Raw genomic sequence first — 26,303 nt, forward strand, 5'->3', positions numbered from 1 at the left:
CGGAAGTGCGAATGCTGACATGAGTAACGATAATGCGGGTGAAAAACCCGCACGCCGAAAGCCCAAGGTTTCCTTGCGCAACGTTAATCGGCGCAGGGTGAGTCGGCCCCTAAGGCGAGGACGAAAGTCGTAGTCGATGGGAAGCAGGTTAATATTCCTGCACCTCGCGTAAGTGCGATGGAGGGACGGAGAAGGTTAGGTGTACCAGGCGTTGGTTGTCCTGGGGAAAGGCGGTAGGTTTGGATCTTTGGCAAATCCGGGATCCTTCAAGACCGAGCACCGAGACGAGCCTTTATGGCAAAGTCACTGATACCACGCTTCCAGGAAAAGCTCCTAAGCTTCAGCTTACGCAGACCGTACCGTAAACCGACACAGGTGGGTAGGATGAGAATTCTCAGGCGCTTGAGAGAACTCGGGTGAAGGAACTAGGCAACATGGCACCGTAACTTCGGGAGAAGGTGCACCCTTTTTGGTGGCTCGTGCGAGCTATAGCTGAAGAGGGTCGCAGTAACCAGGCCGCTGCGACTGTTTATCAAAAACACAGCACTCTGCAAACACGAAAGTGGACGTATAGGGTGTGACGCCTGCCCGGTGCTGGAAGGTTAATTGATGGGGTCAGCCGCAAGGCGAAGCTCTTGATCGAAGCCCCAGTAAACGGCGGCCGTAACTATAACGGTCCTAAGGTAGCGAAATTCCTTGTCGGGTAAGTTCCGACCTGCACGAATGGCGTAACGACAGCGGCGCTGTCTCCACCCGAGACTCAGTGAAATTGAAATCGCTGTGAAGATGCAGCGTTCCCGTGGCAAGACGGAAAGACCCCGTGAACCTTTACTATAGCTTTACACTGAACGTTGAGTTCGTCTGTGTAGGATAGGTGGGAGGCTATGAAACTGTGGCGCTAGCTGCAGTGGAGCCATCCTTGAAATACCACCCTGTCGTGCTTGACGTTCTAACCTGGGCCCATTATCTGGGTCGGGGACCGTGTATGGTGGGTAGTTTGACTGGGGCGGTCTCCTCCTAAAGAGTAACGGAGGAGCTCGAAGGTACGCTCAGCGCGGTCGGACATCGCGCACTGTGTGCAAAGGCATAAGCGTGCTTGACTGCAAGATCGACGGATCAAGCAGGTAGGAAACTAGGACTTAGTGATCCGGTGGTTCTGTATGGAAGGGCCATCGCTCAACGGATAAAAGGTACTCCGGGGATAACAGGCTGATACCGCCCAAGAGTTCATATCGACGGCGGTGTTTGGCACCTCGATGTCGGCTCATCACATCCTGGGGCTGTAGTCGGTCCCAAGGGTATGGCTGTTCGCCATTTAAAGTGGTACGCGAGCTGGGTTCAGAACGTCGTGAGACAGTTCGGTCCCTATCTGCCATGGGCGTTGGAGATTTGAGAGGGGCTGCTCCTAGTACGAGAGGACCGGAGTGGACGAACCTCTGGTGTTCCGGTTGTCACGCCAGTGGCATTGCCGGGTAGCTATGTTCGGAAGCGATAACCGCTGAAAGCATCTAAGCGGGAAGCGCGCCTCAAGATGAGATCTCCCGGGGCACAAGCCCCCTGAAGGAACCATGTAGACTACGTGGTTGATAGGTCAGGTGTGTAAGTACAGCAATGTATTGAGCTAACTGATACTAATGATCCGAGAGGCTTGACCATATAACCTCAAGTTGCCTTGGCTTTACGACAACGTCGTAAGAGCATCCAAGTGCACGCTACGTCACAAGAACTATGCGAGGCTGGCGCCTTGTCCCTCAGGGACGAGTGCGACTCTCCAAAAGCCTCCCTGGTGAAATTAGCGCTGTGGAACCACCCGATCCCATCCCGAACTCGGAAGTGAAACGCAGCTGCGCCGATGGTAGTGTGGCTCAAGCCATGCGAGAGTAGGTCATCGCCAGGGTTTACACCCGAGAACCCCGCTGCATGCGCAGCGGGGTTTTTCTTATTAAGTGAAGGCATTGCTTTTCTGGACGCCTTCCGCCCCAAGGGCAAGATCGCGAAGCTGGCGCTGCAAGCGCTGCTGCAACCGTCTCCCTGGTGAAATTAGCGCTGTGGAACCACCCGATCCCATCCCGAACTCGGAAGTGAAACGCAGCTGCGCCGATGGTAGTGTGGCTCAAGCCATGCGAGAGTAGGTCATCGCCAGGGTTTACACCCCAAAACCCCGCTGCTCACGCAGCGGGGTTTTTCTTTGTGCGCAGTAAATGCGGGACGTGCCGGCCGCTGGCCGGCAACCCGATGGCGTTGCATTGCCCGGCAGATCCACGCCATGCGTGGATGAGATGGTCCCCGCGGAAAGCGGTGCCAACCGAGGTTGGCACCCACCAGCAGCGGGTCCGTTGGCACCCACCAACCGTGGCGCCTACCAGCGGCGGGGCGGTTAGCCACGCAAAAAAAAAGCGGCGCCCCAAGGGGCGCCGCTTTGACCTCAACGATGTTCAGTCGAGCATGGCTCGACTCTACTTTGCTGCGGCCGGTGCCTTGTCCTTCATCATCGCGTCGCGGGCGGCCTTGAACGGGTTGCCCTCGTACCAGTTCGGCCAGCGATCGCCACCGGCCAGTTCCTTGCCCACGCCGTACATCAGCTGCAGGTCCTCGACGGTGCCGTCCAGCTTCCAGGTGGCTGCATCGAACTCATCCTTCGGGCCGTGGTAGCGGTTGGCACCGTAGTCCGCCGCAGCCTTGCGGCCGGCGTCCACGCCACCCTCTCGCAGATCCTCGCCACCATCGGCGTACAGGGCCGGCACACCGGCCTTGGCGAAGTTGAAGTGATCCGAGCGGAAGTAGAAGCCGCTCTGCACCGAGGTCTCGCCGTGCAGGGTGCGGTCCTGGGCCGCAGCCAGCGGCTTGAGGATGTCTTCCAGCTCCGAGCTGCCCAAGCCGGTGACGGTCACGTCCTTCGCGCGGCCGGCCACCGACATCGCGTCGATGTTGATCACACCGGCGATCTTGTCCAGCGGGAAGGTCGGATGGGCAACGTAGTACTTCGAGCCCAGCAGGCCGGATTCTTCCAGGGTCACCGCCAGGAACACCACCGAACGCTCCGGCTTCGGCTCCTGGTGGGCCATCGCTTCAGCCACCTCGAGGATGCCGGCCACGCCGGTCGCGTTGTCGACCGCCCCGTTGTAGATGTTGTCGCCGGTCTCACCCTCATGCTTGCCCAGGTGATCCCAGTGCGCCATGTACAGCACGGCCTCGTCGGCACGCTTGCTGCCCGGCAGCACGCCCACCACGTTGCGCGACTGCTTCTGCGCGATCTGGCTCTTCAGGTCGACCGCAGCGGTGGCCTTCAGCGGCACCGGCTTGAAGCCGCGCTTGCTGGCGTCCTTGTAGGCCTGCGCCAGGTCCAGGCCGGCACCGGCGAAGAGTGCCTTGGCGGCGTCGGCACTCAGCCAGCCCTGCACCGGAATGCGGGCTTCCGGGTCATCCTTGGCCGGCAGGTCGTACTGCGGGCCCGCCCAGGAGTTCTTCACCACGTCCCAGCCGTAGGACGCGCCGGCGGTGTCGTGCACGATCAGCGCGGCAGCGGCGCCCTTGCGCGCAGCTTCCTCGAACTTGTAGGTCCAGCGACCGTAGTAGGTCATGCGCTTGCCGTCGAACAGCTTCGCGTCATCGACATGGAAGCCCGGGTCGTTGACGAACATGACGACCGTTTTGCCCTTCCAGTCCTGGCCGGCGTAGTCGTTCCACTTCTGCTCTGGTGCATCGACGCCGTAGCCGACGAACACCAGGTCGCTGGCATCGACCTTCACCTCGGCCTGGCCGGTACGGGTACCCACCACCATGTCGGTGCCGAACTTCAGTTCGGTGGTCTTGCCGCCCTGGGTGATCTTCAGCACGGTCGACTCGTCGGCCGTGGTTTCGGTCATCGGCACATCCTGGAACCAGCTGTCGCCGTTGCCGGGCTGCAGGCCGATGCGCTGCATCTGGTCGCGGATGTAGTTGACCGTCAGCTCCTCGCCCTTGCTGCCTGGGGCGCGGCCTTCGAATTCGTCCGAAGCCAGCGTCTTGACCATCTCGGCGAAGTCGCCGGCGTTGATTTCCGGGGAGAACTGATGGGCGGCCGGCTTCGCTGCAGCGGTGTCGGTGGCTGGCGCGGCGGCCGGGGTGTCTTCGCCTTTGCAGGCACTGAGCGCGGCCGCAGCGGCCAGGCACAGGAGGAGTTTGCGGGGCATCGTCGATTCCTGGGTAACAAAGGGCGGCCGCGCGTCGTGCACGGCCGGTGTCAGCGAGTATCACCGAACCCGAAGGCGCGGTGCGCTCAGTCCGCCGGAGCGGTTTCGGTGTCGAACGGGATCGGCTCGGCGCCGGTGACCGGCCCGATGCGGGCGCTGCGGTGTACGTACAGCACCACCTCACGTTCGAACTGCAGGGGGCCATTGACCACGGCATTCGGGCCGATGATCACGCGTGGTTTGCGGCTGGCGGTCAGCGAGACGCTGAAGTTCGGCTTGCGTACGTGCACGCCACCGTTGACCTGCGAGCCGATGCCCACGGTGATGTCACCGTTGACGGTCTCCACGTCCTTGCCGACGCGGCTTTCGACCAGGCCGATGCCGCCGTTCACGGTTTCGACGCCGCCTTCGACCTGGGTGCCGCGGTCGGTGAAGATGCTGCCGTTGACCGTGCTGACGCTGCCGCGCGTGATCACCTCACGTCCCAGGCGCACACCGCCGTTGACCGTTTCGATCTTGCCGGTGCGTGCACGGTCGGCCACCTTGACCCCGCCGTTGACGGTGTCGATGCTGCCGGTCTCGACGCCTTCGCCGACACGGATACCACCGTTGACGGTGTCGAGCTTGCCGTAGCGTTGGCCGGCTTCGGCGCTGATGCTGCCGTTGACCTTGCTGATGTTCTCCTGGGCATAGACCGGCCCGGTGGCCAGCAGTACGCCCAACAGCAGCGGAATGGAAAGAGTTTTCATGGAGACCTCGATGGATGTGCGGCTGGCAGGCCGCGTGCGGAGATGTCACCATTCCCCGGTACCCCCTGCAACTGCCTGAAGTCACTGGAAAGCCCTTGCGCGACAACGCCTTCCCATCACGCCGACATCACATCGCCGCCGTACGCGGCGGGCGCTGCCTGCTGTTGGGGCTGGCGATCGCCTTGGCGTTGCCGCTGCCGGGCGCAGCGCAGACCACCCGCGAGACCGAGCGCAAGCTGCAGAAACTGCGCAGTGAGCTGAAGGGCGTGGCGCAGGAGCGTCGGCAGATCGAGGGACAGCGTGGCCAGGCCTCGCAGCAGCTGCGCGAGGCCGATGAGAAGGTGGCCCGCACCGGCCGTGCGCTTGCGCAGACCGAAACCGCGCTGCGCGAGCAGGGCAGGGCCCTGGCCGAGGCCGAACAGCGCCGCAGCACGCTGCAGGCCAACCTCGCCCAGCAGCACCGCGAACTGGCTGGCCTGCTGCGTGCGGCCTATCAGCTGGGCAATCACGCCCCCCTGAAACTGCTGCTGTCGCAGGACACGGTGGCCGATGCCAATCGCGCCCTGGCCTACCACCGCTACCTGCAGCGCGAGCGGGCACAGCGCATCACCACGCTGACCGCTGACCTGAAGGAACTGGAAGCGCTGCAGGCGCAGATCGCCGAGCGCAGGCAGAAGCTGCAGGGTGCACAGCAGGACCAGAAGCAGCAGGCCGCGGCGCTGGAAGCCGACCGTCGCGATCGCGCAAAGACCGTGGCCTCGCTGGACGAGCGCTTCAAGGACCAGCGCGAGAAGGAACAGGCGCTAGGCCAGGATGCCAAGGCGCTGGAAACACTGCTGGCCAATCTGCGTGCTGCTGCGGCCCGCGCCGAGGCCGAGCGTCGCGCGGCTGCACGTCGAGCCGCCGCCGAAAAGGCCGCTGCCGAGCGCGCCGCACGCCAGGCCGCGGCATGGGGCGGCCGCCGCCGCCCCCAGGTTCCGCCGGCGGTGGCGTCCGCGCCGGCCCCGAAGGTCGGTGGCCTGGGCTGGCCGTTGTCCGGCAACCTGCTGGCCCGCTACGGCGGCAAGCTGCCCGATGGCCGCACCAGCAGCGGCGTGCTGATCGGCGCCCCGGCCGGAAGCACCGTCACCGCCGTGGCCGACGGCACCGTGGTGTTCTCCGACTGGATGACCGGCTACGGCATGATCCTGATCGTCGACCACGGCAATGGCTACATGAGCCTGTATGCCCACAACGACACCCTGCTGAAGGATGCCGGCGCGCGGGTCAGCCGCGGCGATGCGGTGGCCAAGGTCGGCAATTCCGGGGGCCAGGGCGTGACCGCGCTGTACTTCGAGCTGCGCCGTGGCGGGCAGCCGGTCAATCCGGACAGCTGGCTGCAGCGGCGCTGAATCCCGGCCCGCCACGTGCGAGCTGGATTCAACGGGAATTTAGCTGTGCTTCGCGCATAATCGGTGCATGTGCCTTGGGCACCATGCCACCGTCGACAGGAGTGATCCATGCGCGCAGCCCGTACCGCCACCCTCTTGCTGGCCCTGTTGCCAGCGCTGTCCTGGGCGCAGCAGACCGCGCCCGCCCCGAGCCAGGAAACCAGCGGGCAGGCAGCGAACAGCGAGGAGGCGGTGACCTCGAAGGTGCCGCTGGAGGAAATCCGCCGTTTCGTGGCCGTATACAACGCGGTGCGCGCCGCCTATGTCGACCCGGTCGATGACAAGAAGCTGATGCAGTCGGCCGTGCGCGGCCTGCTGCTCGACCTCGATCCGCACAGCACCTACTTCAACAAGGAAGACGCGCAGGCCTTCGACGAGCAGGCCAACGGTGCCTACGAGGGCATCGGCGTGGAGCTGCAGCAGCAGCCGGACAACGCCAGCATGAAGGTCATTTCGCCGATCGACGACACGCCGGCGGCCAAGGCCGGCATCCTCGCCGGTGACCTGATCATCGCCATCGACGGCAAGCCGATCAGCGCCATTGATGCGAGCGAACCGTTGCGTGGCCCGGCCGGCAGCAAGGTGGTGCTGACCATCGTGCGCGAAGGCAAGCCCAAGCCATTCGACGTGAGCCTGACCCGCCAGACCATTCGCGTGACCAGCGTGAAGAGCCGCATGCTGGAACCGGGCTACGGCTACATCCGTCTGAGCACCTTCCAGGCCGATACCGGTTCGGACTTCCAGAAGCAGGTGCAGCAGTTGCAGAAGCAGGCCGGTGGCCAGCTCAAGGGCCTGGTGCTCGATCTGCGCAGCAACCCGGGTGGCCTGCTGACCGCTGCGGTGCAGGTGGCCGATGATCTGCTCGACAAGGGCAACATCGTCAGCACCCGTGGCCGCATCAGCATCAGCGATGCACGGTTTGACGCGACCCCGGGCGACCTGCTGAAGGGCGCACCGGTGGTGGTGCTGGCCGATGCCGGTTCGGCCAGCGCATCGGAAGTGCTGGCCGGCGCGCTGCGCGACAACAAGCGCGCGCGCGTGGTCGGCAGCCGCACCTTCGGCAAGGGCTCGGTGCAGACCGTGCTGCCGCTGGACAACGGTGATTCGGTGAAGCTGACCACTGCGCGCTATTACACGCCCAGCGGCAAGTCGATCCAGGCCACCGGCATCGTGCCGGACGTTGAACTGAAGCCGGCCGCGACGCCGGCGGAAGATGCACTGCCGGCCAGCCTGAGCGACTACAGCGAAGCGACCTTGCCGGGCCACCTGCGCGGCGATGACGAAGGCACCGAGGGCTACCACGCCGGCGCGGTGCTGCCGGGCGATGGCCCGATCAACGACGCGCTGGCCGAGCTGAAGAACCCAGGCTCGGTGGCCGCACGGTTGAAGGCCGAAGCCGCCAAGACGGATGCGGCCAAGGCCGCGAAGGCCGCTGCGGCGAAGCCGGATGCCAAGGTCGAACCGAAGGCGGAGAGCAAGCCGGAAGCAAAGCCCGCACCGGCCCCGGCCAAGCCCTGATTCTGCAGAGTCGAGCCCTGCTCGACTGATCTACGAACCGGCCGGTGAGCGTGGAGCCGGCCAGCGGCCGGCACTATCCGGCGTCAGAAGCCGTGGCGCTTGCGCAGGCGGCGGGCGATGGCCGCCCGCACGTAGACCCCGTACACCACGCCGAACACGAAGCCGCCGATGTGCGCCCACCAGGCCACCATGCCGAAGCTGGGGCCGATATGGGCGAACACCACCTGCAGTGCGGCCCAGACGCCGATCAGCAGGTAGGCCGGGGCACGCACGAATTCCAGGAACAGGCCGAGCGGGATCACCACGCCCAGCCGGGCGCCCGGGAACAGGGCCAGATAGGCGCCGATCAGCGCCGACACCGCGCCGCTGGCGCCGATGATGATCTGGTCCGGGCTGCCCATGGTGTAGATCGCCACCAGGTTCGATACCGCACCGCCTACAAGGAACAGCAGCAGCAACCGCCACGGCCCCAGCACCCGCTCAGCAGGCAGGCCGAAGATCAGCAGGAACACCAGATTGCCCAGCAGGTGCGACCAATCGGCGTGCAGGAACAGGGCGGTGAACAGGCGCAGCACGCTGCCGTCCTGCAGGGTGGCCCACCAGTCCAGTGGATGGGTCAGGCCGGTGGACAGGGCGCCCCAGTCCAGCCAGAGACTGCCACGGGCATCGTCCGGACGCGAGATCGACCACAGGAACGCCAGCCACAGTGCCGCAAACAGCACGGGCGTGGCCCAGCGCAGGGCCGCCTTCTTGCGAGACGGGAGGGAGACGAACATGGCACTAGCCTAGCGTGCGGGCGCTTGCGACGGGGATTGTCCTGTTCAGCTTTTGAGACGAAAAAACCGCCTGCGTCGTTATTGTTTCATTAACGGCTCTGGGTAATACTCGCATACGGCGTCGTATGTCGGGAGGGGAATCCGGCGCGCTTCGACGGGCCTCTGGGCCTGCCGGGCGCAGGCGCACTCAGAGCACCATCACCGCTTACCGGAGAGAGAGAACTACGATGCAAACCGCTTCCACCATTGCCCGACTGACCCTGCTGGCCGTCGGCGTTGCCGGTGCGCTGGCCGCCGCCGATGCCAATGCTGCCGCCTTCCAGCTGAAGGAAAACAGCGCCAAGGGCCTGGGCCGCGCGTTCGCCGGCTCCACCTCGACCGAAGGTGACGCCTCGGTCATCGCCACCAACCCGGCCTCCATGCGCCTGCTCGACGGCACCATGCTGCAGGGCGACGTCAGCGCCATCAGCTTCGGCGCCAAGTTCCGTGGCCAGGGCAAGTACGCCAACGGCGCTCCGATTTCCGGCGGCAACGGCGGCGACGCCGGCATGATCGCCCCGGTTCCGGCGGCCTACTTCCACCTGCCGTTCGGCGAGAACGACAACATGCACTTCGGTGCATCGCTGACCGTGCCGTTCGGCTTCAAGACCGAATATGACCGCGACTGGGTCGGCCGCTACAACGGCGTCAAGACCGAGCTGCAGGCGATCGACCTGGGCGTCGCGTTCTCCTACGACGTCAACCCGTACCTCTCGTTCGGTGCGTCGGTGTTTGCCGAGCGCCTGAACGTCGACCTGACCAGCGCCGTTGACGGCGGCACCGCGATCAACGCCAGCGCCCAGCGCACTGCTGCGGCGCGTGTACTGGCTGCGGGTGGCACCCCGGCCCAGGCCGCAGCGGCGTCGCAGGCAGCTGCACGCCAGGCCGCCCAGCTCGGCTTCTCGCCGGGTACCGCCGATGGCTACCTGCGCATCAAGGGTGATGAAGTGTCGGTGGGCTACACCCTCGGCGTGACCGTCACCCCGGTGGAAGGCACCAACATCGCCTTCAGCTACCGCTCGAAGGTCGAGCACAAGATCACCGACGGCAAGGCCGACTTCACCATGACGCCGCAGGCTGCCGCGTTCCTGTCGCAGGCTGCCCCGGGCACCTTCATCGACAGCAACGGTCGCGCCACCATCACCCTGCCGGCCAGCGCCACCGTGGGCTTCACCCACCGCGTGAACGACCAGTGGCAGATCATGGCCGAAGTCACGCGCACCGCGTGGAGCAAGTTCGACCAGGTCACCGTCGACTATGACTCCAACCAGCCGGACAGCGTGCTGCCGTTCCACTACCGCGACACCACCTTCGCGTCGATCGGTACCGATTTCCGCGTGAACGACAAGCTGACCCTGCGTGGCGGCCTGGCCTATGACCAGACCCCGACCACCGACGCCCACCGTGACGTGCGCGTGCCGGACACCACCCGCAAGTGGCTGTCGCTGGGTATGACCTACGCCGCTTCGGACAAGATGGAATACAGCGTGGGCTACACCCACCTGTTCACCAAGGATCCGAACGTCAACTCGACCTCGGCCACGGCCAACACCGTGACTGGCAAGTACAAGGTCAGCGGCGACGTGCTGGCGGCTTCGCTGCAGTACAAGTTCTGATCCAGGCGATTGCCTGAAGCAGTGCGAAGGAGGCCCCGCGCAAGCGGGGTCTTTTTTTTGGGGGCCTCGGACCACCCGCGCCTGGAATGGATCCAGCGCGAGTGTCTCCATCGGTGGCCAGGATCCATGACAATAGCGCCATGAACCTGTCCGATCCGAACTTCCAGCTGGAGCTGGCCGCCAACATCGCCGTCGCCGGCTCGATCCTGCTGGCCGGCCGCAACAACGTGCACACCTGGTGGCTGGGCATCGTCGGCTGCGCATTGTTTGCTGCCGTGTTCGAACGATCGCACCTGTATGCGGACATGGTGCTGCAGTTCTTCTTCATCGCCATCAGCGTGTTGGGCTGGTGGCAGTGGCTGCGTGGTGACCATGGCGCGCCGCTGCCGATCACCGCGCTGCGCCCATGTGCCTGGGCCTGGCTGGCGCCGCTGGTGGTAGTGGCCACCTTCGGCTACGGCTGGATGCTGACCCGACTGACCAACGCCTATGCGCCGTACATCGATTCGGCAGTGCTGGTGCTGAGTGTGATCGCGCAGATCCTGATGATGCGACGCAAGCTGGAATCGTGGTGGGTGTGGCTGCTGGTGAACACCGTTGCGGTACCGCTGTACTACAGCCGTGGCCTGCACCTGACCTCGATCCTGTACGTGGGCTTCTGGATCAATGCGCTGGTGGCCTTGCGCCATTGGCGGCACCTGATGCGTGACGAGGCCAAGACGGCCGATGCTGCTGCCTGAGCGCGTTGCACGCGGCCTGGTGGTGGGCAAGTTCTGCCCGCTGCATCTGGGTCACGAACACCTGATCGAGTTTGCCGCCACGCGTTGTACGCAACTGCTGGTGATCGGCTGGTCGCAGCCGGGCTTTGCCGGCTACAGCGCCGAGCGCCGCGAGCGCTGGCTGCGTGCGCGTTTCCCGCGAGCGACGGTAGCGGTGCTGGATGACGCGCGACTGGCGGCATTGTGCACGGAGCACGGTTTGCCAGTGCGAACGCTGCCGCAGGACAGTGATGACGAACAGGTGCAGCGCGACTTTACCGCCTGGCTGTGCCTGAACCTGTTCGGTGGGCCGGTGCAGGCGGTGTACACCGGTGAGGACTACGGTGACGGCTTCGCGCAGGCGCTGGCCACGTACTTCGGTGCGCCGGTACGCCATGAGCGGCTCGAACGCGCACTGGACGCCGGGCAGGCGTGTGGCACCCAGCTGCGCGCCGATCCGCATGCGCACCGCCATGGTCTCGCGCCGCAGGTCTATGCCGGCTATGTGCAGCGCGTGGCGTTCATTGGTGGCGAGTCCAGCGGCAAGACCACGCTGGCGCGCATGATGGCCGAGCGCCTGCAGACCGCCTGGGTGCCGGAGTATGGCCGCACACTATGGGAGCAGCAGGGCGGAGAGCTGACGCCAGATGATCTGCTTCGCATCGCAATGGCACAGCCGCAGCACGAAGACGAGGCCGCACGCCATGCGCATCGCTGGCTGTTCTGCGATACCACGCCGCTGGTGACGCTGGGCTACAGCGGCTGGATGTTCGGCACGGCACCGGAGTCGCTGCGGCAGGCGGCACGACGACGCTACGACCTGCAGTTCCTGTGCGCGCCGGATATTCCGTTCGACCAGGACGGAACGCGCGTGGGCGAAGCCTTCCGGGCGCAGCAGCATGCGTGGTACCTGGCGCAGCTGCAGGCAGAGAGAGTCGAGTACGTGCTGCTGGAGGGCGATCTGGAGACGCGCATCGCGCGGGTGCATCGCGAGCTGGCGAAGCGTGCGGACAATCGGTTCAGTCTGGGCCAGCCTCTGTAGAGCCGAGCCCATGCTCGGCTCCACAGGAAGCAAAGCACAAAAAACCCCGCTTTCGCGGGGTTTTTCGTTTGCCGCATCACGCAGGCGATCAGTCGCCCAGGGTCAGCAGCGAGGCGTTGCCGCCGGCGGCAGTGGTGTTCACCGTCACCGTCTTCTCGGTAGCGAAACGCAGCAGATAATGCGGGCCACCGGCCTTCGGGCCGGTGCCCGACAGGCCCTGGCCGCCGAACGGCTGCACGCCGACCACTGCACCGATCTGGTTGCGGTTGACGTAGACGTTGCCGACGTGGACGCTGTTGCTGATGCGGTCGACGGTCTCGTCGATGCGCGAATGCACGCCCAGGGTCAGGCCGTAGCCGGTAGCGTTGATCTGATCGATCACCGCGTCGAGCTGGTCGCCCTTCCAGCGGATGACGTGCAGCACCGGACCGAACACTTCCTTCTGCAGCTGGCCCAGGTCCTTCAGCTCGTACGCGCGCGGTGCGAAGAAGGTGCCGTTGGCGGCTTCGGTGGACAGTTCGGCAGCCGCGATCAGGCGCGCTTCGCGGTCCATGCGCTCAGCGTGGTCCTGCAGGATCTTCAGCGCATCGGCATCGATCACCGGGCCGACGTCGGTGGACAGCAGGCCGGGGTTGCCGACCTTCAGTTCCTTCATCGCACCGGCCAGCATGGTCATCACCTTGTCGGCGATGTCGTCCTGCACGAACAGCACGCGCGCGGCCGAGCAACGCTGGCCGGCGGAGGTGAAGGCCGAACCGATCGCGTCCTTGACCAGCTGTTCCGGCAGTGCCGAGGAGTCGGCGATGAAGGCGTTCTGGCCACCGGTCTCGGCGATCAGCACGCCGATGGCGGCGTCACGTGCGGCCATCGCGCGGTTGATCGCACGGGCGGTGTCGGTGGAGCCGGTGAAGGCCACGCCAGCCACGCGCGGGTCGGCGGTCAGGGCGGCACCGACGGTGGCACCGTCGCCCGGCAGGAACTGCACCACCTCGGCCGGCACGCCAGCGTCGTGCAGCAGCTTCACCGCGTAGTAGCCGATCAGGTTGGTCTGCTCGGCCGGCTTGGCGATGACGCTGTTGCCGGCGGCCAGTGCAGCGGCCACCTGGCCCAAGAAGATCGCCAGCGGGAAGTTCCACGGGCTGATGCAGACGAACACGCCGCGGCCGTGCAGCTGCAGCTCGTTGGATTCACCGGTCGGGCTCGGCAGCTTCTCGGCGTGGCTGAACTGCTCGCGCGCCTGCTTGGCGTAGTAGCGCAGGAAATCCACGGCTTCGCGCACTTCGGCGATGCTGTCGGGCAGGCTCTTGCCGGCTTCCTTCACGCACAGCGCCATGAACTCCGGCATGCGCGCTTCCAGCTGGTCGGCGGCGTGCTCGAGGATGGCGGCGCGGCTGGCGGCCGGGGTGCGGTTCCAGGCCGGCTGCGCAGCCACGGCGTTGGCCAGGGCCTTCTGCACGGTGGCGGCATCGGCGGCCAGCCACTGGCCGACCACTTCGCGGGTGTCGGCCGGGTTGGTCACCGGCAGCGCGGCGCCGGCCGGGTTGGCACCCGGCACCAGCGGGGCGGCCTGCCAGGGCTTCACGGCCGCGTTGATCTGCTCGGCCAGGGCGCGCAGTTCGTTGTCGTTGGCGAGGTTGGCGCCCATGGAGTTCTTCCTGTCGTGGTTCTGGCTGCGCAGCAGGTCAACCGGCAGCGGGATCTTGGGATGCGGAATCGATTCAAACGAGGACACCATCTCGACCGGATCGCGGATCAGGTCGGCGATCGGCACGCGCTCGTCGGTGATGCGGTTGACAAAGCTGGAGTTGGCGCCGTTTTCCAGCAGGCGGCGCACCAGGTACGGCAGCAGGTCTTCATGCGAACCGACCGGCGCATACACGCGGCAGGGCAGGTTCAGGCGGTCGGCCGGCACCACTTCGGCATACAGGTCGTCGCCCATGCCGTGCAGCTTCTGGTGCTCGTACACGCCGCCATTGGCGATGCTGCGCACGGCAGCGATGGTGTGCGCGTTGTGCGTGGCGAACATCGGGTAGATCGCGTCGGCATGGGTGAACAGCCGCTTGGCGCAGGCCAGGTAGGACACGTCGGTGTTCTGCTTGCGGGTGAACACCGGGTAGCCCGGATAGCCTTCGATCTGCGCGCGCTTGATCTCGGCATCCCAGTAGGCGCCCTTGACCAGGCGCACCTGCAGGCGGCGACCAGCGCGGCGTGCCATGTCGGCCAGATGGTCGATCGTGTACGGGGTGCGCTTCTGGTAGGCCTGCACCACCACGCCGAAGCCGTCCCAGCCGGCCAGCGAGGCGTCGGAGAAGACCTGCTCGATGATGTCCAGCGACAGTTCCAGGCGGTCGGACTCTTCGGCGTCGACGGTGCAGCCGATGCCGTAGCTCTTGGCCAGCTGCGCCAGTTCCAGCACGCCCGGCACCAGGTCCTTCAGCACGCGCTCGCGCTTGGCGTGCTCGTAGCGCGGGTACAGCGCCGACAGCTTGATCGAGATGCCCGGGGCGTTGTTGACGTCGCCGTCCGGACGCCGCCGCGTGCCTTGTGATCGCCGCCGATGGCGTGGATCGCACGACGGTAGTCTTCCAGGTAGCGCAGCGCGTCCTTCATGGTCAGCGCGCCTTCGCCCAGCATGTCGAAGGAGTAGCGGTAGTTCGCGTTGTCGCCCTTGTGCGAGCGCGACAGCGCTTCGCTGATGGTGCGGCCCATGACGAACTGGTGGCCCATGATCTTCATCGCTTGGCGCACGGCCAGGCGCACCACCGGCTCACCCACGCGGCCGACCAGGCGCTTGAACGCGCTGGGCGCATCGGCGCGGGTGGCATCGTTCATCTGCACCAGCTTGCCGGTCAGCATCAGGCCCCAGGTGGAGGCGTTGACCAGCACCGAGTCACTGCCGCCCAGGTGCTTTTCCCAGTCGGCATCGGCCAGCTTGTCGCGGATCAGCTTGTCGGCGGTGTCCTGGTCCGGAATGCGCAGCAGCGCCTCGGCCACGCACATCAGCAGCACGCCTTCCTCGCTGCCCAGGTCGTACTGGCGCATGAAGGCTTCGATCGCGCCCTGGTCCTTGGCGCGCACGCGCACGCGGCCGACCAGGTCGGCGGCCAGCGCCTGCACCCTGGCCTGTTCCTCGGCGGGCAGGCGGGCCTGCGCCAGCAGCTCGCGCACGTGGCTGGCCTCGTCCTTCAGCCAGGCATCGGTAATGGCCTGGCGGAACGGGTTGGGGGGCGCCGGCAATTCCGGCGACAGCAGCGCGCCGGGACGCAGGGCGTCGTGGGCGGCAGGGGAGGAGGAGGGTGCGTTCATGCCGGTCCGGCCAATGGAAAACTTGGCGATTTTAATCATTTTTGCGGGTTGCGGAAGTGCCCCGCAGCCACCTTCGTGAAGCGCTGATAGTCCCTAGCTGCGGTGGATTCAGCGTGTTCAGCAAGCGCCGCAGAATTTGTGCTGAATTCGTCATTCGTGCCGCCGACCTCATGCTGTGTTGCAGCATGGGAAAAAGTGTGAATGCACCCTTGCTACCGGCGAGAGGCCGGGGCTACCATCGAGACGTTTCCCGCGGCAGGAACGCGGTTGCGACATGATCGAGGTGCTTCCAGCTCCGGATGGGTCAGGTACGCAGCTGCGGCTGCGTCCCCCACGGGCGCTCGATGCCCGGCAGTTCGTCCTGTTGTTCACCGTGTTGTCGGGTGCGATGTGGCTGGTGTCCGCCCTCGGGTGGTTGGCCGGCAATGCATTCGCCCCCCTGTTCGCGCTGCTGTACAGCCTGGTGCTGGCGGCCGCGCTGCGTGCCTTGTGGCGCAGCGGTGAACGGCAGGAGGAGATCCGGGTAGTGCCGGCGTACGTGGAGGTCATTCCCGTACCCGGTGGATCGCCGGTGTTCCGGGCCCACCCCCACTGGGTGCGCCTGCTCACCGACGATGAGAGGGTCCGGCTGGCATCCAGCGGCCGGCAGGTGGAGGTGGGGAGTTTCCTCGCGCCGGCCGAACGTCAGACGCTCGCAGAGACACTTGAAAGCTTGCTCGCCGCCAGCGATGGCGGCAACCGACGACGCTAAGGGTCTAGGCAATGAAGCAAAGCAGCAGGTGGGGCACGAAGTGCGTGAACGCGGTTGCCGCAGTGCTGGCGACCGGGGGACTGATGCCGGCGTTGGCCTGGGCCCAGGCGGCCGATCCGAAGCCGTGGCAGCTGAACATGGGCAAGGGGGTGACCCAGACCTCGCGCCTGGCCTGGGAATCGAACAACCTGTCGTTGATCATCTGCACGGTGATCGGCGTCATCGTGTTCGGAGCGATGGCCTACGCCATCTTCAAATTCCGCAAATCCAAGGGTGCGGTTGCGGCCACCTTCAGCCACAACACCAAGGCCGAGATCATCTGGACGGTGATCCCGGTGATCATCCTGATCGTGATGGCATGGCCGGCCACGGCCAACCTGATCAAGATGTACGACACCCGCGACGCCGAGATGACGGTCAAGGTCACCGGCTACCAGTGGATGTGGAAGTACGAATACCTCGGCGAGAACGTCACCTTCACCAGCCGCCTGGACCGCGAGTCCGACCGCATACGGCAGAGTGGCGTCGTGCCGACCCGCGAGAGCCATCCGCATTATCTGCTGGACGTGGACAACCGGCTGGTGCTTCCGGTCGACACCAAGGTGCGCTTCGTCATCACCTCCGACGACGTGATCCACGCCTGGTGGGTGCCGGCGCTGGGCTGGAAGCAGGACGCCATCCCCGGCTTCATCAACGAAGCCTGGACCCGCATCGAGCAGCCGGGCGTCTACCGCGGCCAGTGCGCCGAGCTGTGCGGCAAGGACCACGGGTTCATGCCGATCGTGGTCGAGGCGGTGTCCAAGGAGGAATTCAAACAGTGGCTGGCGCAGCGCAAGCCGGCGGCGCCTGCCACGCCGGCGGCACCTGCGGCACCGGCCGAACCGACTGCACCGGCGGGCGAAGCACCGGCTGCGCCTGCTGCTGCAGAAGCGGGCAGCGCACCTGCCACAGCGGCCAGCGGCGCGTGATGTAAAGCCCGCGGCCGCCAGCGGCCGTGGTGACAACCGATTCTGAGAGGTGTTTTGCAATGGCGCACTCGGCAGTTGGGCACGACGATCACCATCACCACCAGAGCTTCTTCGAGCGTTGGTTCTTCTCGACCAACCACAAGGACATCGGCACGCTGTACCTCGGTTTCAGCTTCATCATGTTCATCATCGGTGCGGCGATGAGCGTGGTGATCCGCGCCGAGCTGGCGCAGCCGGGCCTGCAGTTCGTCAAGCCCGAGTTCTTCAACCAGATGACCACCGTGCATGCGCTGGTGATGATCTTCGGTGGCGTGATGCCGGCCTTCGTCGGCCTGGCCAACTGGATGATCCCGCTGCAGATCGGCGCGCCGGACATGGCGCTGCCGCGGATGAACAACTGGTCGTTCTGGTTGCTGCCGGTGGCCTTCAGCCTGCTGCTGCTGACCCTGTTCCTTCCTGGCGGTGCACCGGCCGGTGGCTGGACGCTGTACCCGCCGCTGTCGCTGCAGGGTGGCTACAACGTCGCCTTCAGCGTGTTCGCCATCCACGTGGCCGGCATCAGTTCGATCATGGGCGCGATCAACATCATCGCCACCGTGCTCAACATGCGCGCGCCAGGCATCGACCTGCTGAAAATGCCGATCTTCTGCTGGGCCTGGCTGATCACCGCCTTCCTGCTGATCGCAGTGATGCCGGTGCTGGCCGGTGCGGTGACCATGCTGCTGACCGACAAGTTCTTCGGCACCAGCTTCTTCAACGCCGCCGGTGGCGGTGACCCGGTGATGTACCAGCACATCTTCTGGTTCTTCGGCCATCCCGAGGTCTACATCATGATCCTGCCCGCCTTCGGCGTGGTCAGCGAGATCATCCCGACCTTCAGCCGCAAGCCGCTGTTCGGTTACCAGGCGATGGTGTACGCGACCGCCGCGATCGCCTTCCTGTCGTTCATCGTCTGGGCCCACCACATGTTCACCGTGGGCATGCCGCTGGGCGGCGAGATCTACTTCATGTTCGCCACCATGCTGATCTCGATCCCCACCGGGGTGAAGGTGTTCAACTGGGTCAGCACCATGTGGCGTGGCTCGCTGACGTTCGAGGCACCGATGCTGTGGTCGGTGGCCTTCGTCATCCTGTTCACCATCGGTGGCTTCTCCGGCCTGATGCTGGCGATCGTCGCCGCCGACTTCCAGTACCACGACACCTACTTCGTGGTGGCCCACTTCCACTACGTGCTGGTGACCGGCGCGGTGTTCGCGCTGATCGCCGCGGTGTACTACTGGTGGCCGAAGTGGACCGGGCGCATGTACAGCGAGAAGTGGGCCAAGGTGCACTTCTGGTGGTCGATCGTGTTCGTCAACCTGCTGTTCTTCCCGCAGCACTTCCTCGGCCTGGCCGGCATGCCGCGCCGTATTCCCGATTACAGCGTGGCCTTCGCCGACTGGAACCTGATCAGCTCGATCGGTGCGTTCGGCATGTTCGTCACCCCGTTCATGATGGCGGCGATCCTGCTGTCCTCGCTGCGCAATGGCGAGAAGGCCGAGGCCCGTTCCTGGGAGGGTGCACGCGGCCTGGAGTGGACGCTGCCGTCGCCGGCACCGGCGCACACCTTCACCACGCCGCCGACCATCCGCCCGGGAGATCTGGCGCATGACGACATCACGCATTGAGGTGGGGCATGCATAACGAGAGCCCGCTGCAGACCTGTAGAGCCGAGCCATGCTCGGCTGACGTGGAGCAGCCGAGCATGGCTCGGCTCTACAACAGCCCGGGTGATGCCCCGGAAAACGGCATCGAGCAGCAACGCCAGCGCGCCAGGCGCACGGCGATGTGGGTCGGCGCCATCGCCGTGCTGGTCTACGTCGGCTTCATCCTCAGCGGGGTGATCGGCCGATGAGCGAGGCACCGGCCAGCACACCGTCACGCAGTGCGGGGCTGCCGCGCCTGATCGGCGTGGCGGTGGCGGTGTTCCTGCTCACGTTCTCGCTGGTGCCGCTGTACCGCATCGCCTGCGAGAAGGTGTTCGGTGTGCGTCTGGAGCGCGGCCCCGGTGGCGAAGCCAGTGCGGGGGCGGCGGCTGGCAAGCGCACTGTGCGCGTCGAGTTCGATGGCGGCGTCAATTCGCGCCTGCCGTGGTCGTTCCACCCCGAACAGCTGACCATGGACGTGGTGCCCGGCGAGCTCAACGAGGCGCTGTACTTCGCCCGCAACGACAGCCAGCAGGCGGTGGTCGGCAGTGCGGTGCCTTCGGTGGCGCCGGCGCGTGCCTCGGGCTTCTTCAGCAAGACCGAATGTTTCTGTTTCACCGCGCAGACGCTGCAGGCTGGCGAGAAGCGCGACATGCCGGTGCGTTTCATCGTCGATCCGGACCTGCCGCCGGAGATCAGGACGATCACCTTGTCCTACACCTTCTACCGCAACGACGCGCTGTCCGATCGGCTGGCCCCGGCCGCCACCTCGGAAGGCGCGCACGCCGCACCCTGACCCGGATACCGACATGGCCCAGACACCGACCGACGCCAACGTGTACTTCGTCCCGGCCCAGAGCAAATGGCCGTTCGTGGGTTCCATCGCGATGATGGTGACCATGGTCGGCGTGGCCAGCTGGCTCAACGATGCCAGCTGGGGCGCTGGACGTTCTACATCGGTATCGCGATGCTGGTGCTGACCCTGTTCTGGTGGTTCAGCGACGTGGTGCGCGAATCGCAGGCCGGCAACTACAACCACCAGGTCGATGGCTCATTCCGGATGGGGATGATCTGGTTCATCTTCTCCGAGGTGATGTTCTTTGGCGCCTTCTTCGGCGCACTGTTCTACACCCGCAACCTGGGCCTGTCGTGGCTCAGTGGCGAAGGTCGCGGTGTGATGACCAACGAGCTGCTCTGGCAGGGCTACTCGGCAGGTTGGCCGACCAACGGCCCGGCGGCGATCGGTGGCGCATTCCAGACCATTCCGGCCTGGGGCCTGCCGCTGATCAATACGCTGATCCTGCTGACCTCCGGCGTGACCCTGACCATCGCCCACCACGCACTGAAGGCCGGCAACCGCCGCCAACTGCTGATCTGGCTGGGCCTGACCGTGGTGCTCGGCCTGGGCTTCCTGACCCTGCAGGCGGAGGAGTACATCCACGCCTACAAGGAGCTGAACCTGACGCTCGGCTCTGGCATCTATGGTTCGACGTTCTTCATGCTGACCGGCTTCCACGGCGCGCACGTGCTGCTGGGCACGATCATGCTGATCGTGATGTGGCTGCGTTCGGCCAAGGGGCACTTCACCCGCGACAACCATTTCGGTTTCGAAGCCGCCGCGTGGTACTGGCACTTCGTCGACGTGGTGTGGCTGATGCTCTTCATGTTCGTCTACGTGCTTTGACCACGCACGCATCGGTGGCCTCAGCCGCCGATGCCGTGCGGTTTTATCCAGCCCATGTAGATGCTCACGATCACCAGCAGGATCAACGCCACCGATACCGCGATGCGGCGGGTCAGTGCGTTGACCGTGCGCTTGGTCTGGCCGCGGTCGACCAGCAGGTAATAGAGGCCGGCGCCCAGATTCCAGACGATGACAATCAGAAACGCGATTACCAGCAGGGTCTTCAACGAATCACTCATGCGCGGCTCGAGGGCAGGGTGGATGGGCCTATCTGACCGCGTTTGCGCGGACTTGTCATGATGCGCCAGCACACGCGCGTGATCGGATGGCTGCTGGCAGTGCTGGCCATGGCCGGTTTCACCGCATTGGGGCTGTGGCAGCTGCAGCGCATGCATGCCAAACAGGCAATGTTGGATGCGCAGGGTCCAGCTGTGGCACAGGCATTGCCGCTGTCGCAGGCACTCGCGGCGACCGGCGCGTTGCACGGCGTGGCCGACCACGGCCGCTTCCTGCCCGGCGTGGTGCTGCTGGACAACCAGACCCGGCATGGCCGCGCCGGGGTGAAAATCTATCGCCCGTTCCGCAGTGACGAAGGCAGCGTGCTGCTGGTCGATCTCGGCTGGCGCGCGCTGCCGCCGGATCGCACCCTGCCGGATGTGCCGTCGCCGCCTTCGCCGGTGGCCGTACGTGGGCTGCTGGCGCCGCCGCCATCAGCGGGACTGGCACTGGGCCGACGGGACAAAGCCAGCCCCGGGGCCCTATGCTCGGGGTTTGACCCCGCCTGCCCGCCGAGGGCCTGGCGGCGGCGCTTGGCCTGCCGGCATTGCCCGACCGCGTGCTGCGGCTGGACCCGGCACTGCCATTCGGCGATGAGCGCGACCTGGACCTGTTGCCGAACACACTGCCGCCGCAGCGTCACCTGGGCTACGCCGTGCAGTGGTTCGGGCTGGCCCTGACCGTGATGGTGGTCGCGCTGGTGCTGGAGTGGCGCCGGAGGCGCGTGATTACCCGGTAGTGCCGGCCGTTGGGCGGCAAGCCCTCGGTTTCCTGGATGCCGGCCGGCAGCCGGCACTACCGGCATCCCTTACCCAACCATGAGAAAATGCCCCGCATGAACACTGCTACGTCCCCGCAGGCGCGCGGCTCCGGCCGCCGGACCCTGGTGCTGCTGTTTGCCGTGTTCTTCGGTGCGATGGCGCTGGCCGCCGTGCTGCGCTTCACCGGCTGGCAGCCAGCCGGGCACCGCAATGCCGGCCAGCTGCTGAAGCCGCCGGTGGACCTGCGCCAGCAGGCGCCCACCCTGGCCAGCGGCCAGCCTTATCCGTGGAATCCCGAGGCCCGTACCTGGCGCCTGCTGGTGGCGCCGGCCGGTGCCTGCGACGCGCAGTGCGTCACTTTGTCGCAGGGACTGGGCAAGGTGTGGCAGCTGTTCGGCCATAACGCCGATAATGTCGAGATTCTGTGGCTGGGAACGCCACCGGCGTCGATCGCCTCGCTGCCCGCGTTGCGGCCGCTGGCTCCGTCGCCAGCCCTGCGCGCGGCGCTGCCTGGCGTCGATGATCCGGCGGGATTGCCGGTCTACGTGATCGATCCGAACGGCTTCGTGATCATGCGTCATGCCCCGGGCACCGACCTGGGTGGCCTGCGCAAGGACATGGCCACGTTGCTGAAACTGAAGTGAGTCCCGTTTGATGAGCCTTTCCGCGCGTCCGGCGCTGCACCGCAATTTCCACCGCCTGGCGTGGTTCGCCATGATCATGACCGCGAGCACGATCATGTTCGGCGCCTTCGTGCGCCTGTCCGATGCCGGCCTGAGCTGCCCGGACTGGCCGACCTGCTATGGCCAGGCTACCTGGCCGCAGCACGTGGAAGAGACCATCGGCCACCCGGCGACGGAGATCCGCCCGCTGGAGACCCACAAGGCCTGGCGTGAGCAGGTGCACCGCTTCCTGGCCGGCGCGCTGGGCATCGAGATCCTGACCCTGGCGCTGTTGGCCACGCGCAAGCGGCGATTCGGAAGCACGGCGGTAGTGACCGCCTGCGTATTGGTGGCCGCCGGCATACCGCTGTACATGATGGGCTGGCATGGCACCGCCAGCGCGCTGGCGCTGATCGGCGAGGCGATCCTGCTGATCGCCGCGCTGCGCTGGAGCAACATCGACCTGGCGCGCGCTGCACTGCTGACCCTGGCGGTGGTGATCTTCCAGGCTCTGCTGGGCATGTGGACGGTAACCCTGCTGCTCAAACCCATCGTGGTGATGGGACACCTGCTCGGCGGCATGCTGATGTTCGCGCTGCTGGTGTGGATGGCCTGGCGCGCCACGCACATGCCGATCACCCTGGCCGAAGCACCGAAGCTGAAGTGGCTGTTGCGCATCGGCGTAGCGGTGCTGGTCACCCAGATCGCGCTGGGCGGTTGGGTCAGCGCCAACTATGCGGCGCTGGCCTGCGGCGGCGGCAGCGCCTCGCTGGACAACTTCCCGCGCTGTGCCAACCAGTGGTGGCCGCAGCACAACTTCGTCGAGGGCTTCACCCTGTGGCGCGGCATCGGCGTGGACTACGAAGGCGGCGTGCTGGATGGCGCTTCGCGTATCGCCATCCAGATGGCGCACCGCCTGTTCGCGGTGGTGGTGGCCGTCTACCTGCTGTGGCTGGGCGTGCGCCTGTTCCGCCTGCCGAGCATGCGTGGCTGGGCCAGCGCGTTGATCGCGCTGCTGGTGCTGCAGGTCACGCTCGGCATCCTCAATGTGAAGCTGGCGCTGCCGCTGGAAGTGGCGGTGGCCCACAACGGCGTGGCCGTTGCCCTGTTGTTCGTACTGGTCAGCCTGCTGGCCCGCCTGCGTGCCCCGGACTGATCCCATGTTTTCCAATTACCGCCAGTACTGGGACCTGACCAAGCCCAAGGTCGTCGCCCTGATCGTCTTCACCGCCCTGGTCGGCATGGTCCTGGCCATTCCGGGCGTGCCCAGCTGGGAGCAGGTGCGCGCCGGCGTGCTCGGCTTCCTCGGCATCTGGCTGGCGGCCTCGGCCGCGGCTGCGATCAACCAGCTGCTGGATGCGCACATCGATGCGCAGATGGCGCGCACCTCGTGGCGTCCGCTGGTGGTGGGCAAGGTCAAGCCGTGGCAGGTGCTGGTGTTCGCCGGCGTGCTGATCGTGCTGTCGATGACCATCCTGGTGCTGTGGGTGAACCTGATCACCGCGGTGCTGACCTTCGCCTCGCTGATCGGCTACGCGGTGATCTACACCGTGTACCTCAAGCGTGCGACCTCGCAGAACATCGTCATCGGTGGCCTGGCCGGCGCGATGCCACCGATGCTGGGCTGGGCCGCAGTGACCGGCATGCAGGGCTCGTCGGACTGGGCGTACTCGTCGCTGCTGGTGCTGATCATCTTCATCTGGACGCCGCCGCACTTCTGGGCGCTGGCGATCTTCCGCCGCGAGGACTACGCCAAGGCGGAGATCCCGATGCTGCCGGTGACCCACGGCGTGGTGCATACCCGCAAGCAGATCATGGTGTATTCGGTGGTGCTGGCGCTGGTGTGCCTGCTGCCGTACCTGGTGGGCATGAGCGGTGCGTTCTACCTGGGCGGTGCGATCGTGCTCAACGCGGTGTTCCTCTGGTATGCCTGGCGCATGCTCAACCCGCCGGACGAGCTGTTCTCGATGAAGATGTTCTATTACTCCATCGTCTATCTGATGGCGCTGTTTGCCTTCCTGCTGGTTGACCACTGGATCCTGCCCTGGTTGTGACCGGTTGGTGTATCCACGCATGGTGTGGATCAACTGTAGAGCCGAGCCATGCTCGGCTGAGGGCTGATCGGAGAAGCAGCCGAGCGTGGGCTCGGCGCTGCACTTGATCTCTTCCAGCTGCGTCGCCATTGCTGTTCCTGACCCCAAGGAAAGGAAGGCGCAGGGATGCATTCGATCTTCCGCTGGACCGCCGCGCTGCTGCTGGCGCTGGGCATGGCCCTCAGTGCGCATGCCGACGACACCGCCGCGCAGATCCGCCAGCATGCCGGTGACCACGCCTGCTGGTACTGGGTGAGTTCCACGGCACCCGCGAGACCCCGCTGCTGGTACGGGAGCTGATGGAGGCCTACGCGGCCGATGGCACACCGGTGCGGTTGGCATTGGAGCTGCCGACCGACGAGAACGCCGCGCTGGCGACCTATACGGCGTCTGCCGGCACAGCCGAGGCGCGCGCTGCATTGCGTGGCACGACGTATTGGAACGTCCGCAGCCGGATGCATGACGGCCGTCGCAGCGAGGACATGCTTGAGCTGATCGAGGCGGTACGCGTGCTGCGCAGCCAAGGGCGCGACGTGCAGGTGTTCGGCTTTGATCGCATGCTTCCCGCCAACATGGCCGGCACTGGTACGCGTGACCGGGTGATGGCCGAAGAAGTAAGAGCACGCGCGCGGGCGCTGCCGAAGAACGGGCGGCTGCTGGTGCTGACCGGTAACGTACATGGCATGCGTACGCAGCCGAAGATGATTGCGTACCCGCCGATGACGGCACTGCTGAAGGATCTGGACCTTTACAACGTGCGTATCGAGGCGCGTGGCGGGGAAGGCTGGGGCTGCACGGCACCTCAACGCTTTGGTGTACGTCCGCTGCCCAGTTACAACGGTGAGTCGCCCAGGCGACACACTGCTGGTGACCGCAGTTATGACCTGCAGGTATGGCTGCCGCGCTTCAGCGTGGCGCGGCTGCTGGACAGCGATTCTGTCTGGTGATCATCCACGCGCCGTTCAACCGTCAGCCGAGCATGGGCTCGGCTCTACAGTAGATCCATGCCATGCGTGGATGGATTTGCGGCTCAGGGCTTGCGCCGCGCATAACGCTGCGCGATCACGCCGCAGACGATCAATTGGATCTGGTGGTAGATCATCACCGGCAGCACGATCGCGCCGAGGCTGCCGCCGGCGAACAGCACCTTGGCGATCGGCACGCCGGTAGCCAGGCTCTTCTTCGAGCCGCAGAACACGATGGCGATCTCGTCCTCGCGGTTGAAACGCAGGCGGCGGGCGATGAACGTGATCAGCGGCATGGCGATGCCCAGCAGTACCGCGGCCACCACTGCCACGGCCAGCAACGACAGCAGCGGCGTCTTGCTCCACAAGCCTTCGGTAACGGCTTCGCCGAACGCCGAGTACACCACCAGCAGGATGGTGGCCTGGTCGGTGTAGCGCAGCAGCGCGCGCTGCTTTTCCACCCAGCCGGCGATCCACGGCCGCAGCAGATGGCCGGCGACGAACGGCACCAGCAGCTGCAGCATGATGCCGCCGATCGCATGCAGCGGGTCGTGCACACCGCCGGAGGTGCCGGCCACCGCGGTCAGCAGCAGCGGGGTCAGGAACACACCTAGGATGCTCGACAGTGAGGCACTGCACACCGCTGCCGGTACATTGCCGCGCGCCATCGAGGTGAACGCGATGGACGACTGCACGGTGGAGGGCAGGGTGCACAGGAACAGCACGCCCAGGTACAGCTCCGGAGTCAGCAGCCAGCCCGACAGCGGCTTGAACATCAACCCCAGCAGCGGGAACAGGATGAAGGTGCAGGCCAGGATGGTCAGGTGCAGCCGCCAGTGCAGCATGCCGCCGATGATCGACTCGCGCGGCAGGCGCGCGCCATGCAGGAAGAACAGCGCGGCGATGGCGACGGTGGTGACGTCATCGAGGACGATGGCGGCGGCGCCCTTCATCGGCAGCAGCGAGGCCAGGCCCACGGTGCACAGCAGGGCGAGGGTGAAGTTGTCCGGTCGCAGGCGCGACCACCAGCGGGTCATGGTGGGCAGAGTCCT

Annotated in this window: 19 protein-coding genes, 3 rRNA genes and 4 pseudogenes (1 of these 26 only partly in view); 20 read left to right on the top strand and 6 right to left on the bottom strand. The window is 65.7% G+C overall.

The annotated features are described in order from the left end of the window. The 3 genes from FQS62_RS01730 to rrf (FQS62_RS01740) form a co-directional block, all read left to right on the top strand. Positions 1 to 1,656, top strand: a 23S ribosomal RNA gene (locus FQS62_RS01730) (it extends 1,224 nt beyond the left edge of the window). A gap of 126 nt (positions 1,657 to 1,782) precedes the next feature. Beyond that, positions 1,783 to 1,897 (top strand): 5S ribosomal RNA (gene rrf / locus FQS62_RS01735). Positions 1,898 to 2,030: 133 nt separating this feature from the next. Beyond that, a 5S ribosomal RNA gene (gene rrf / locus FQS62_RS01740) occupies positions 2,031 to 2,145 on the top strand. A gap of 311 nt (positions 2,146 to 2,456) precedes the next feature. On the opposite strand, the gene FQS62_RS01745 is transcribed toward rrf (FQS62_RS01740), so the two are convergent. After that, entirely contained in the window at positions 2,457 to 4,172 is a 1,716-nt protein-coding gene (locus FQS62_RS01745) for a M28 family metallopeptidase (protein ID WP_208043927.1), read from the bottom strand. Between the two features lie 86 nt (positions 4,173 to 4,258). Beyond that, a complete protein-coding gene (locus FQS62_RS01750; RefSeq protein ID WP_208043926.1) occupies positions 4,259 to 4,921 on the bottom strand; it encodes a DUF4097 family beta strand repeat-containing protein in 663 nt (220 codons plus the stop codon). 95 nt (positions 4,922 to 5,016) lie between these two features. Between FQS62_RS01750 and FQS62_RS01755 the strand changes: the two genes are divergently transcribed. Further along, positions 5,017 to 6,312, top strand: coding sequence for a murein hydrolase activator EnvC family protein (locus FQS62_RS01755; RefSeq protein WP_268923677.1), 1,296 nt, complete (start codon positions 5,017 to 5,019; stop codon positions 6,310 to 6,312). Between the two features lie 108 nt (positions 6,313 to 6,420). Beyond that, on the top strand, positions 6,421 to 7,869 hold the full coding sequence (locus FQS62_RS01760) for a S41 family peptidase (RefSeq protein WP_208043925.1): 1,449 nt from the start codon (positions 6,421 to 6,423) through the stop codon (positions 7,867 to 7,869). Between the two features lie 83 nt (positions 7,870 to 7,952). Here FQS62_RS01760 and FQS62_RS01765 read toward each other — a convergent pair whose 3' ends face one another. Continuing rightward, on the bottom strand, positions 7,953 to 8,645 hold the full coding sequence (locus FQS62_RS01765) for a rhomboid family intramembrane serine protease (RefSeq protein WP_019662230.1): 693 nt from the start codon (positions 8,643 to 8,645) through the stop codon (positions 7,953 to 7,955). Positions 8,646 to 8,872: 227 nt separating this feature from the next. Between FQS62_RS01765 and FQS62_RS01770 the strand changes: the two genes are divergently transcribed. The 3 genes from FQS62_RS01770 to FQS62_RS01780 all read left to right on the top strand — a co-directional run bounded on the left by FQS62_RS01770 (position 8,873) and on the right by FQS62_RS01780 (position 12,100). Beyond that, entirely contained in the window at positions 8,873 to 10,300 is a 1,428-nt protein-coding gene (locus FQS62_RS01770) for an outer membrane protein transport protein (protein ID WP_208043924.1), read from the top strand. Positions 10,301 to 10,440: 140 nt separating this feature from the next. After that, positions 10,441 to 11,040: a nicotinamide riboside transporter PnuC gene (pnuC, locus tag FQS62_RS01775; RefSeq protein ID WP_208043923.1), complete on the top strand. Its 600-nt coding sequence runs from the start codon at positions 10,441 to 10,443 to the stop codon at positions 11,038 to 11,040. After that, entirely contained in the window at positions 11,027 to 12,100 is a 1,074-nt protein-coding gene (locus tag FQS62_RS01780; protein ID WP_154348376.1) for an AAA family ATPase, read from the top strand. Before pnuC ends, FQS62_RS01780 begins: the two co-directional genes overlap by 14 nt. Before the next feature lie 88 nt (positions 12,101 to 12,188). Here the strand turns inward: FQS62_RS01780 and putA are convergent. After that, a pseudogene (putA, locus tag FQS62_RS01785) lies at positions 12,189 to 15,406 on the bottom strand (bifunctional proline dehydrogenase/L-glutamate gamma-semialdehyde dehydrogenase PutA). Between the two features lie 274 nt (positions 15,407 to 15,680). Between putA and FQS62_RS01790 the strand changes: the two are divergent. The 6 genes and pseudogenes from FQS62_RS01790 to FQS62_RS01815 all read left to right on the top strand — a co-directional run bounded on the left by FQS62_RS01790 (position 15,681) and on the right by FQS62_RS01815 (position 20,494). Further along, positions 15,681 to 16,157: a DUF2244 domain-containing protein gene (locus FQS62_RS01790; protein WP_004153894.1), complete on the top strand. Its 477-nt coding sequence runs from the start codon at positions 15,681 to 15,683 to the stop codon at positions 16,155 to 16,157. An 11-nt stretch (positions 16,158 to 16,168) separates the two neighbouring features. Then, on the top strand, positions 16,169 to 17,125 hold the full coding sequence (coxB, locus tag FQS62_RS01795) for a cytochrome c oxidase subunit II (protein WP_088479798.1): 957 nt from the start codon (positions 16,169 to 16,171) through the stop codon (positions 17,123 to 17,125). 59 nt (positions 17,126 to 17,184) lie between these two features. Beyond that, a complete protein-coding gene (gene ctaD / locus FQS62_RS01800) occupies positions 17,185 to 18,792 on the top strand; it encodes a cytochrome c oxidase subunit I (protein WP_005407790.1) in 1,608 nt (535 codons plus the stop codon). A gap of 8 nt (positions 18,793 to 18,800) precedes the next feature. Next, positions 18,801 to 19,019: a hypothetical protein gene (locus tag FQS62_RS01805; protein ID WP_053498719.1), complete on the top strand. Its 219-nt coding sequence runs from the start codon at positions 18,801 to 18,803 to the stop codon at positions 19,017 to 19,019. Next, positions 19,016 to 19,606 (top strand): cytochrome c oxidase assembly protein, encoded by a 591-nt coding sequence (locus tag FQS62_RS01810; RefSeq protein ID WP_099551639.1) that lies wholly within the window; start codon positions 19,016 to 19,018, stop codon positions 19,604 to 19,606. The genes FQS62_RS01805 and FQS62_RS01810 overlap by 4 nt, the downstream gene beginning before the upstream one ends. 13 nt (positions 19,607 to 19,619) lie before the next feature. Beyond that, a pseudogene (locus tag FQS62_RS01815) lies at positions 19,620 to 20,494 on the top strand (cytochrome c oxidase subunit 3). 20 nt (positions 20,495 to 20,514) lie between these two features. Here the strand turns inward: FQS62_RS01815 and FQS62_RS01820 are convergent. Further along, positions 20,515 to 20,733 carry a twin transmembrane helix small protein gene (locus FQS62_RS01820; RefSeq protein ID WP_005412025.1) on the bottom strand — a complete coding sequence of 73 codons (219 nt, stop codon included), beginning with the start codon at positions 20,731 to 20,733 and terminating at the stop codon, positions 20,515 to 20,517. 150 nt (positions 20,734 to 20,883) lie between these two features. Between FQS62_RS01820 and FQS62_RS22230 the strand changes: the two are divergent. The 6 genes and pseudogenes from FQS62_RS22230 to FQS62_RS01845 all read left to right on the top strand — a co-directional run. Next, positions 20,884 to 21,141 (top strand): annotated as a pseudogene (locus FQS62_RS22230) (SURF1 family cytochrome oxidase biogenesis protein); the annotation flags it as partial. A 188-nt stretch (positions 21,142 to 21,329) separates the two neighbouring features. Then, positions 21,330 to 21,509, top strand: coding sequence for an SURF1 family cytochrome oxidase biogenesis protein (locus tag FQS62_RS22235; RefSeq protein WP_328421839.1), 180 nt, complete (start codon positions 21,330 to 21,332; stop codon positions 21,507 to 21,509). Between the two features lie 96 nt (positions 21,510 to 21,605). Next, positions 21,606 to 22,175, top strand: coding sequence for a redox-active disulfide-containing membrane protein (locus tag FQS62_RS01830; RefSeq protein ID WP_049449423.1), 570 nt, complete (start codon positions 21,606 to 21,608; stop codon positions 22,173 to 22,175). Positions 22,176 to 22,185: 10 nt separating this feature from the next. Then, on the top strand, positions 22,186 to 23,349 hold the full coding sequence (locus tag FQS62_RS01835) for a COX15/CtaA family protein (RefSeq protein ID WP_049449421.1): 1,164 nt from the start codon (positions 22,186 to 22,188) through the stop codon (positions 23,347 to 23,349). Between the two features lie 4 nt (positions 23,350 to 23,353). Beyond that, positions 23,354 to 24,247: a heme o synthase gene (gene cyoE / locus FQS62_RS01840; protein WP_005407798.1), complete on the top strand. Its 894-nt coding sequence runs from the start codon at positions 23,354 to 23,356 to the stop codon at positions 24,245 to 24,247. A gap of 165 nt (positions 24,248 to 24,412) precedes the next feature. After that, positions 24,413 to 25,233: pseudogene (locus tag FQS62_RS01845) on the top strand (calcium-binding protein). Positions 25,234 to 25,316: 83 nt separating this feature from the next. Here FQS62_RS01845 and FQS62_RS01850 read toward each other — a convergent pair. Further along, positions 25,317 to 26,288 (bottom strand): bile acid:sodium symporter family protein, encoded by a 972-nt coding sequence (locus tag FQS62_RS01850; RefSeq protein ID WP_099590223.1) that lies wholly within the window; start codon positions 26,286 to 26,288, stop codon positions 25,317 to 25,319. Positions 26,289 to 26,303: the final 15 nt, after the last annotated feature.

The sequence above is a fragment of the Stenotrophomonas sp. SBJS02 genome (genome assembly GCF_020428325.2).
GTDB classification, from domain to species: Bacteria; Pseudomonadota; Gammaproteobacteria; order Xanthomonadales; family Xanthomonadaceae; genus Stenotrophomonas; species Stenotrophomonas africana.

Coding starts and splice junctions, on each gene's coding strand:
- FQS62_RS01745 (WP_208043927.1), bottom strand. CDS start 4,172: ATGCCCCGCAAACTCCTCCTGTGCCTGGCCGCTGCGGCCGCGCTCAGT.
- FQS62_RS01750 (WP_208043926.1), bottom strand. CDS start 4,921: ATGAAAACTCTTTCCATTCCGCTGCTGTTGGGCGTACTGCTGGCCACC.
- FQS62_RS01760 (WP_208043925.1), top strand. CDS start 6,421: ATGCGCGCAGCCCGTACCGCCACCCTCTTGCTGGCCCTGTTGCCAGCG.
- FQS62_RS01765 (WP_019662230.1), bottom strand. CDS start 8,645: ATGTTCGTCTCCCTCCCGTCTCGCAAGAAGGCGGCCCTGCGCTGGGCC.
- FQS62_RS01770 (WP_208043924.1), top strand. CDS start 8,873: ATGCAAACCGCTTCCACCATTGCCCGACTGACCCTGCTGGCCGTCGGC.
- pnuC (WP_208043923.1), top strand. CDS start 10,441: ATGAACCTGTCCGATCCGAACTTCCAGCTGGAGCTGGCCGCCAACATC.
- FQS62_RS01780 (WP_154348376.1), top strand. CDS start 11,027: ATGCTGCTGCCTGAGCGCGTTGCACGCGGCCTGGTGGTGGGCAAGTTC.
- FQS62_RS01790 (WP_004153894.1), top strand. CDS start 15,681: ATGATCGAGGTGCTTCCAGCTCCGGATGGGTCAGGTACGCAGCTGCGG.
- coxB (WP_088479798.1), top strand. CDS start 16,169: ATGAAGCAAAGCAGCAGGTGGGGCACGAAGTGCGTGAACGCGGTTGCC.
- ctaD (WP_005407790.1), top strand. CDS start 17,185: ATGGCGCACTCGGCAGTTGGGCACGACGATCACCATCACCACCAGAGC.
- FQS62_RS01805 (WP_053498719.1), top strand. CDS start 18,801: ATGCATAACGAGAGCCCGCTGCAGACCTGTAGAGCCGAGCCATGCTCG.
- FQS62_RS01810 (WP_099551639.1), top strand. CDS start 19,016: ATGAGCGAGGCACCGGCCAGCACACCGTCACGCAGTGCGGGGCTGCCG.
- FQS62_RS01820 (WP_005412025.1), bottom strand. CDS start 20,733: ATGAGTGATTCGTTGAAGACCCTGCTGGTAATCGCGTTTCTGATTGTC.
- FQS62_RS01830 (WP_049449423.1), top strand. CDS start 21,606: ATGAACACTGCTACGTCCCCGCAGGCGCGCGGCTCCGGCCGCCGGACC.
- FQS62_RS01835 (WP_049449421.1), top strand. CDS start 22,186: ATGAGCCTTTCCGCGCGTCCGGCGCTGCACCGCAATTTCCACCGCCTG.
- cyoE (WP_005407798.1), top strand. CDS start 23,354: ATGTTTTCCAATTACCGCCAGTACTGGGACCTGACCAAGCCCAAGGTC.
- FQS62_RS01850 (WP_099590223.1), bottom strand. CDS start 26,288: ATGACCCGCTGGTGGTCGCGCCTGCGACCGGACAACTTCACCCTCGCC.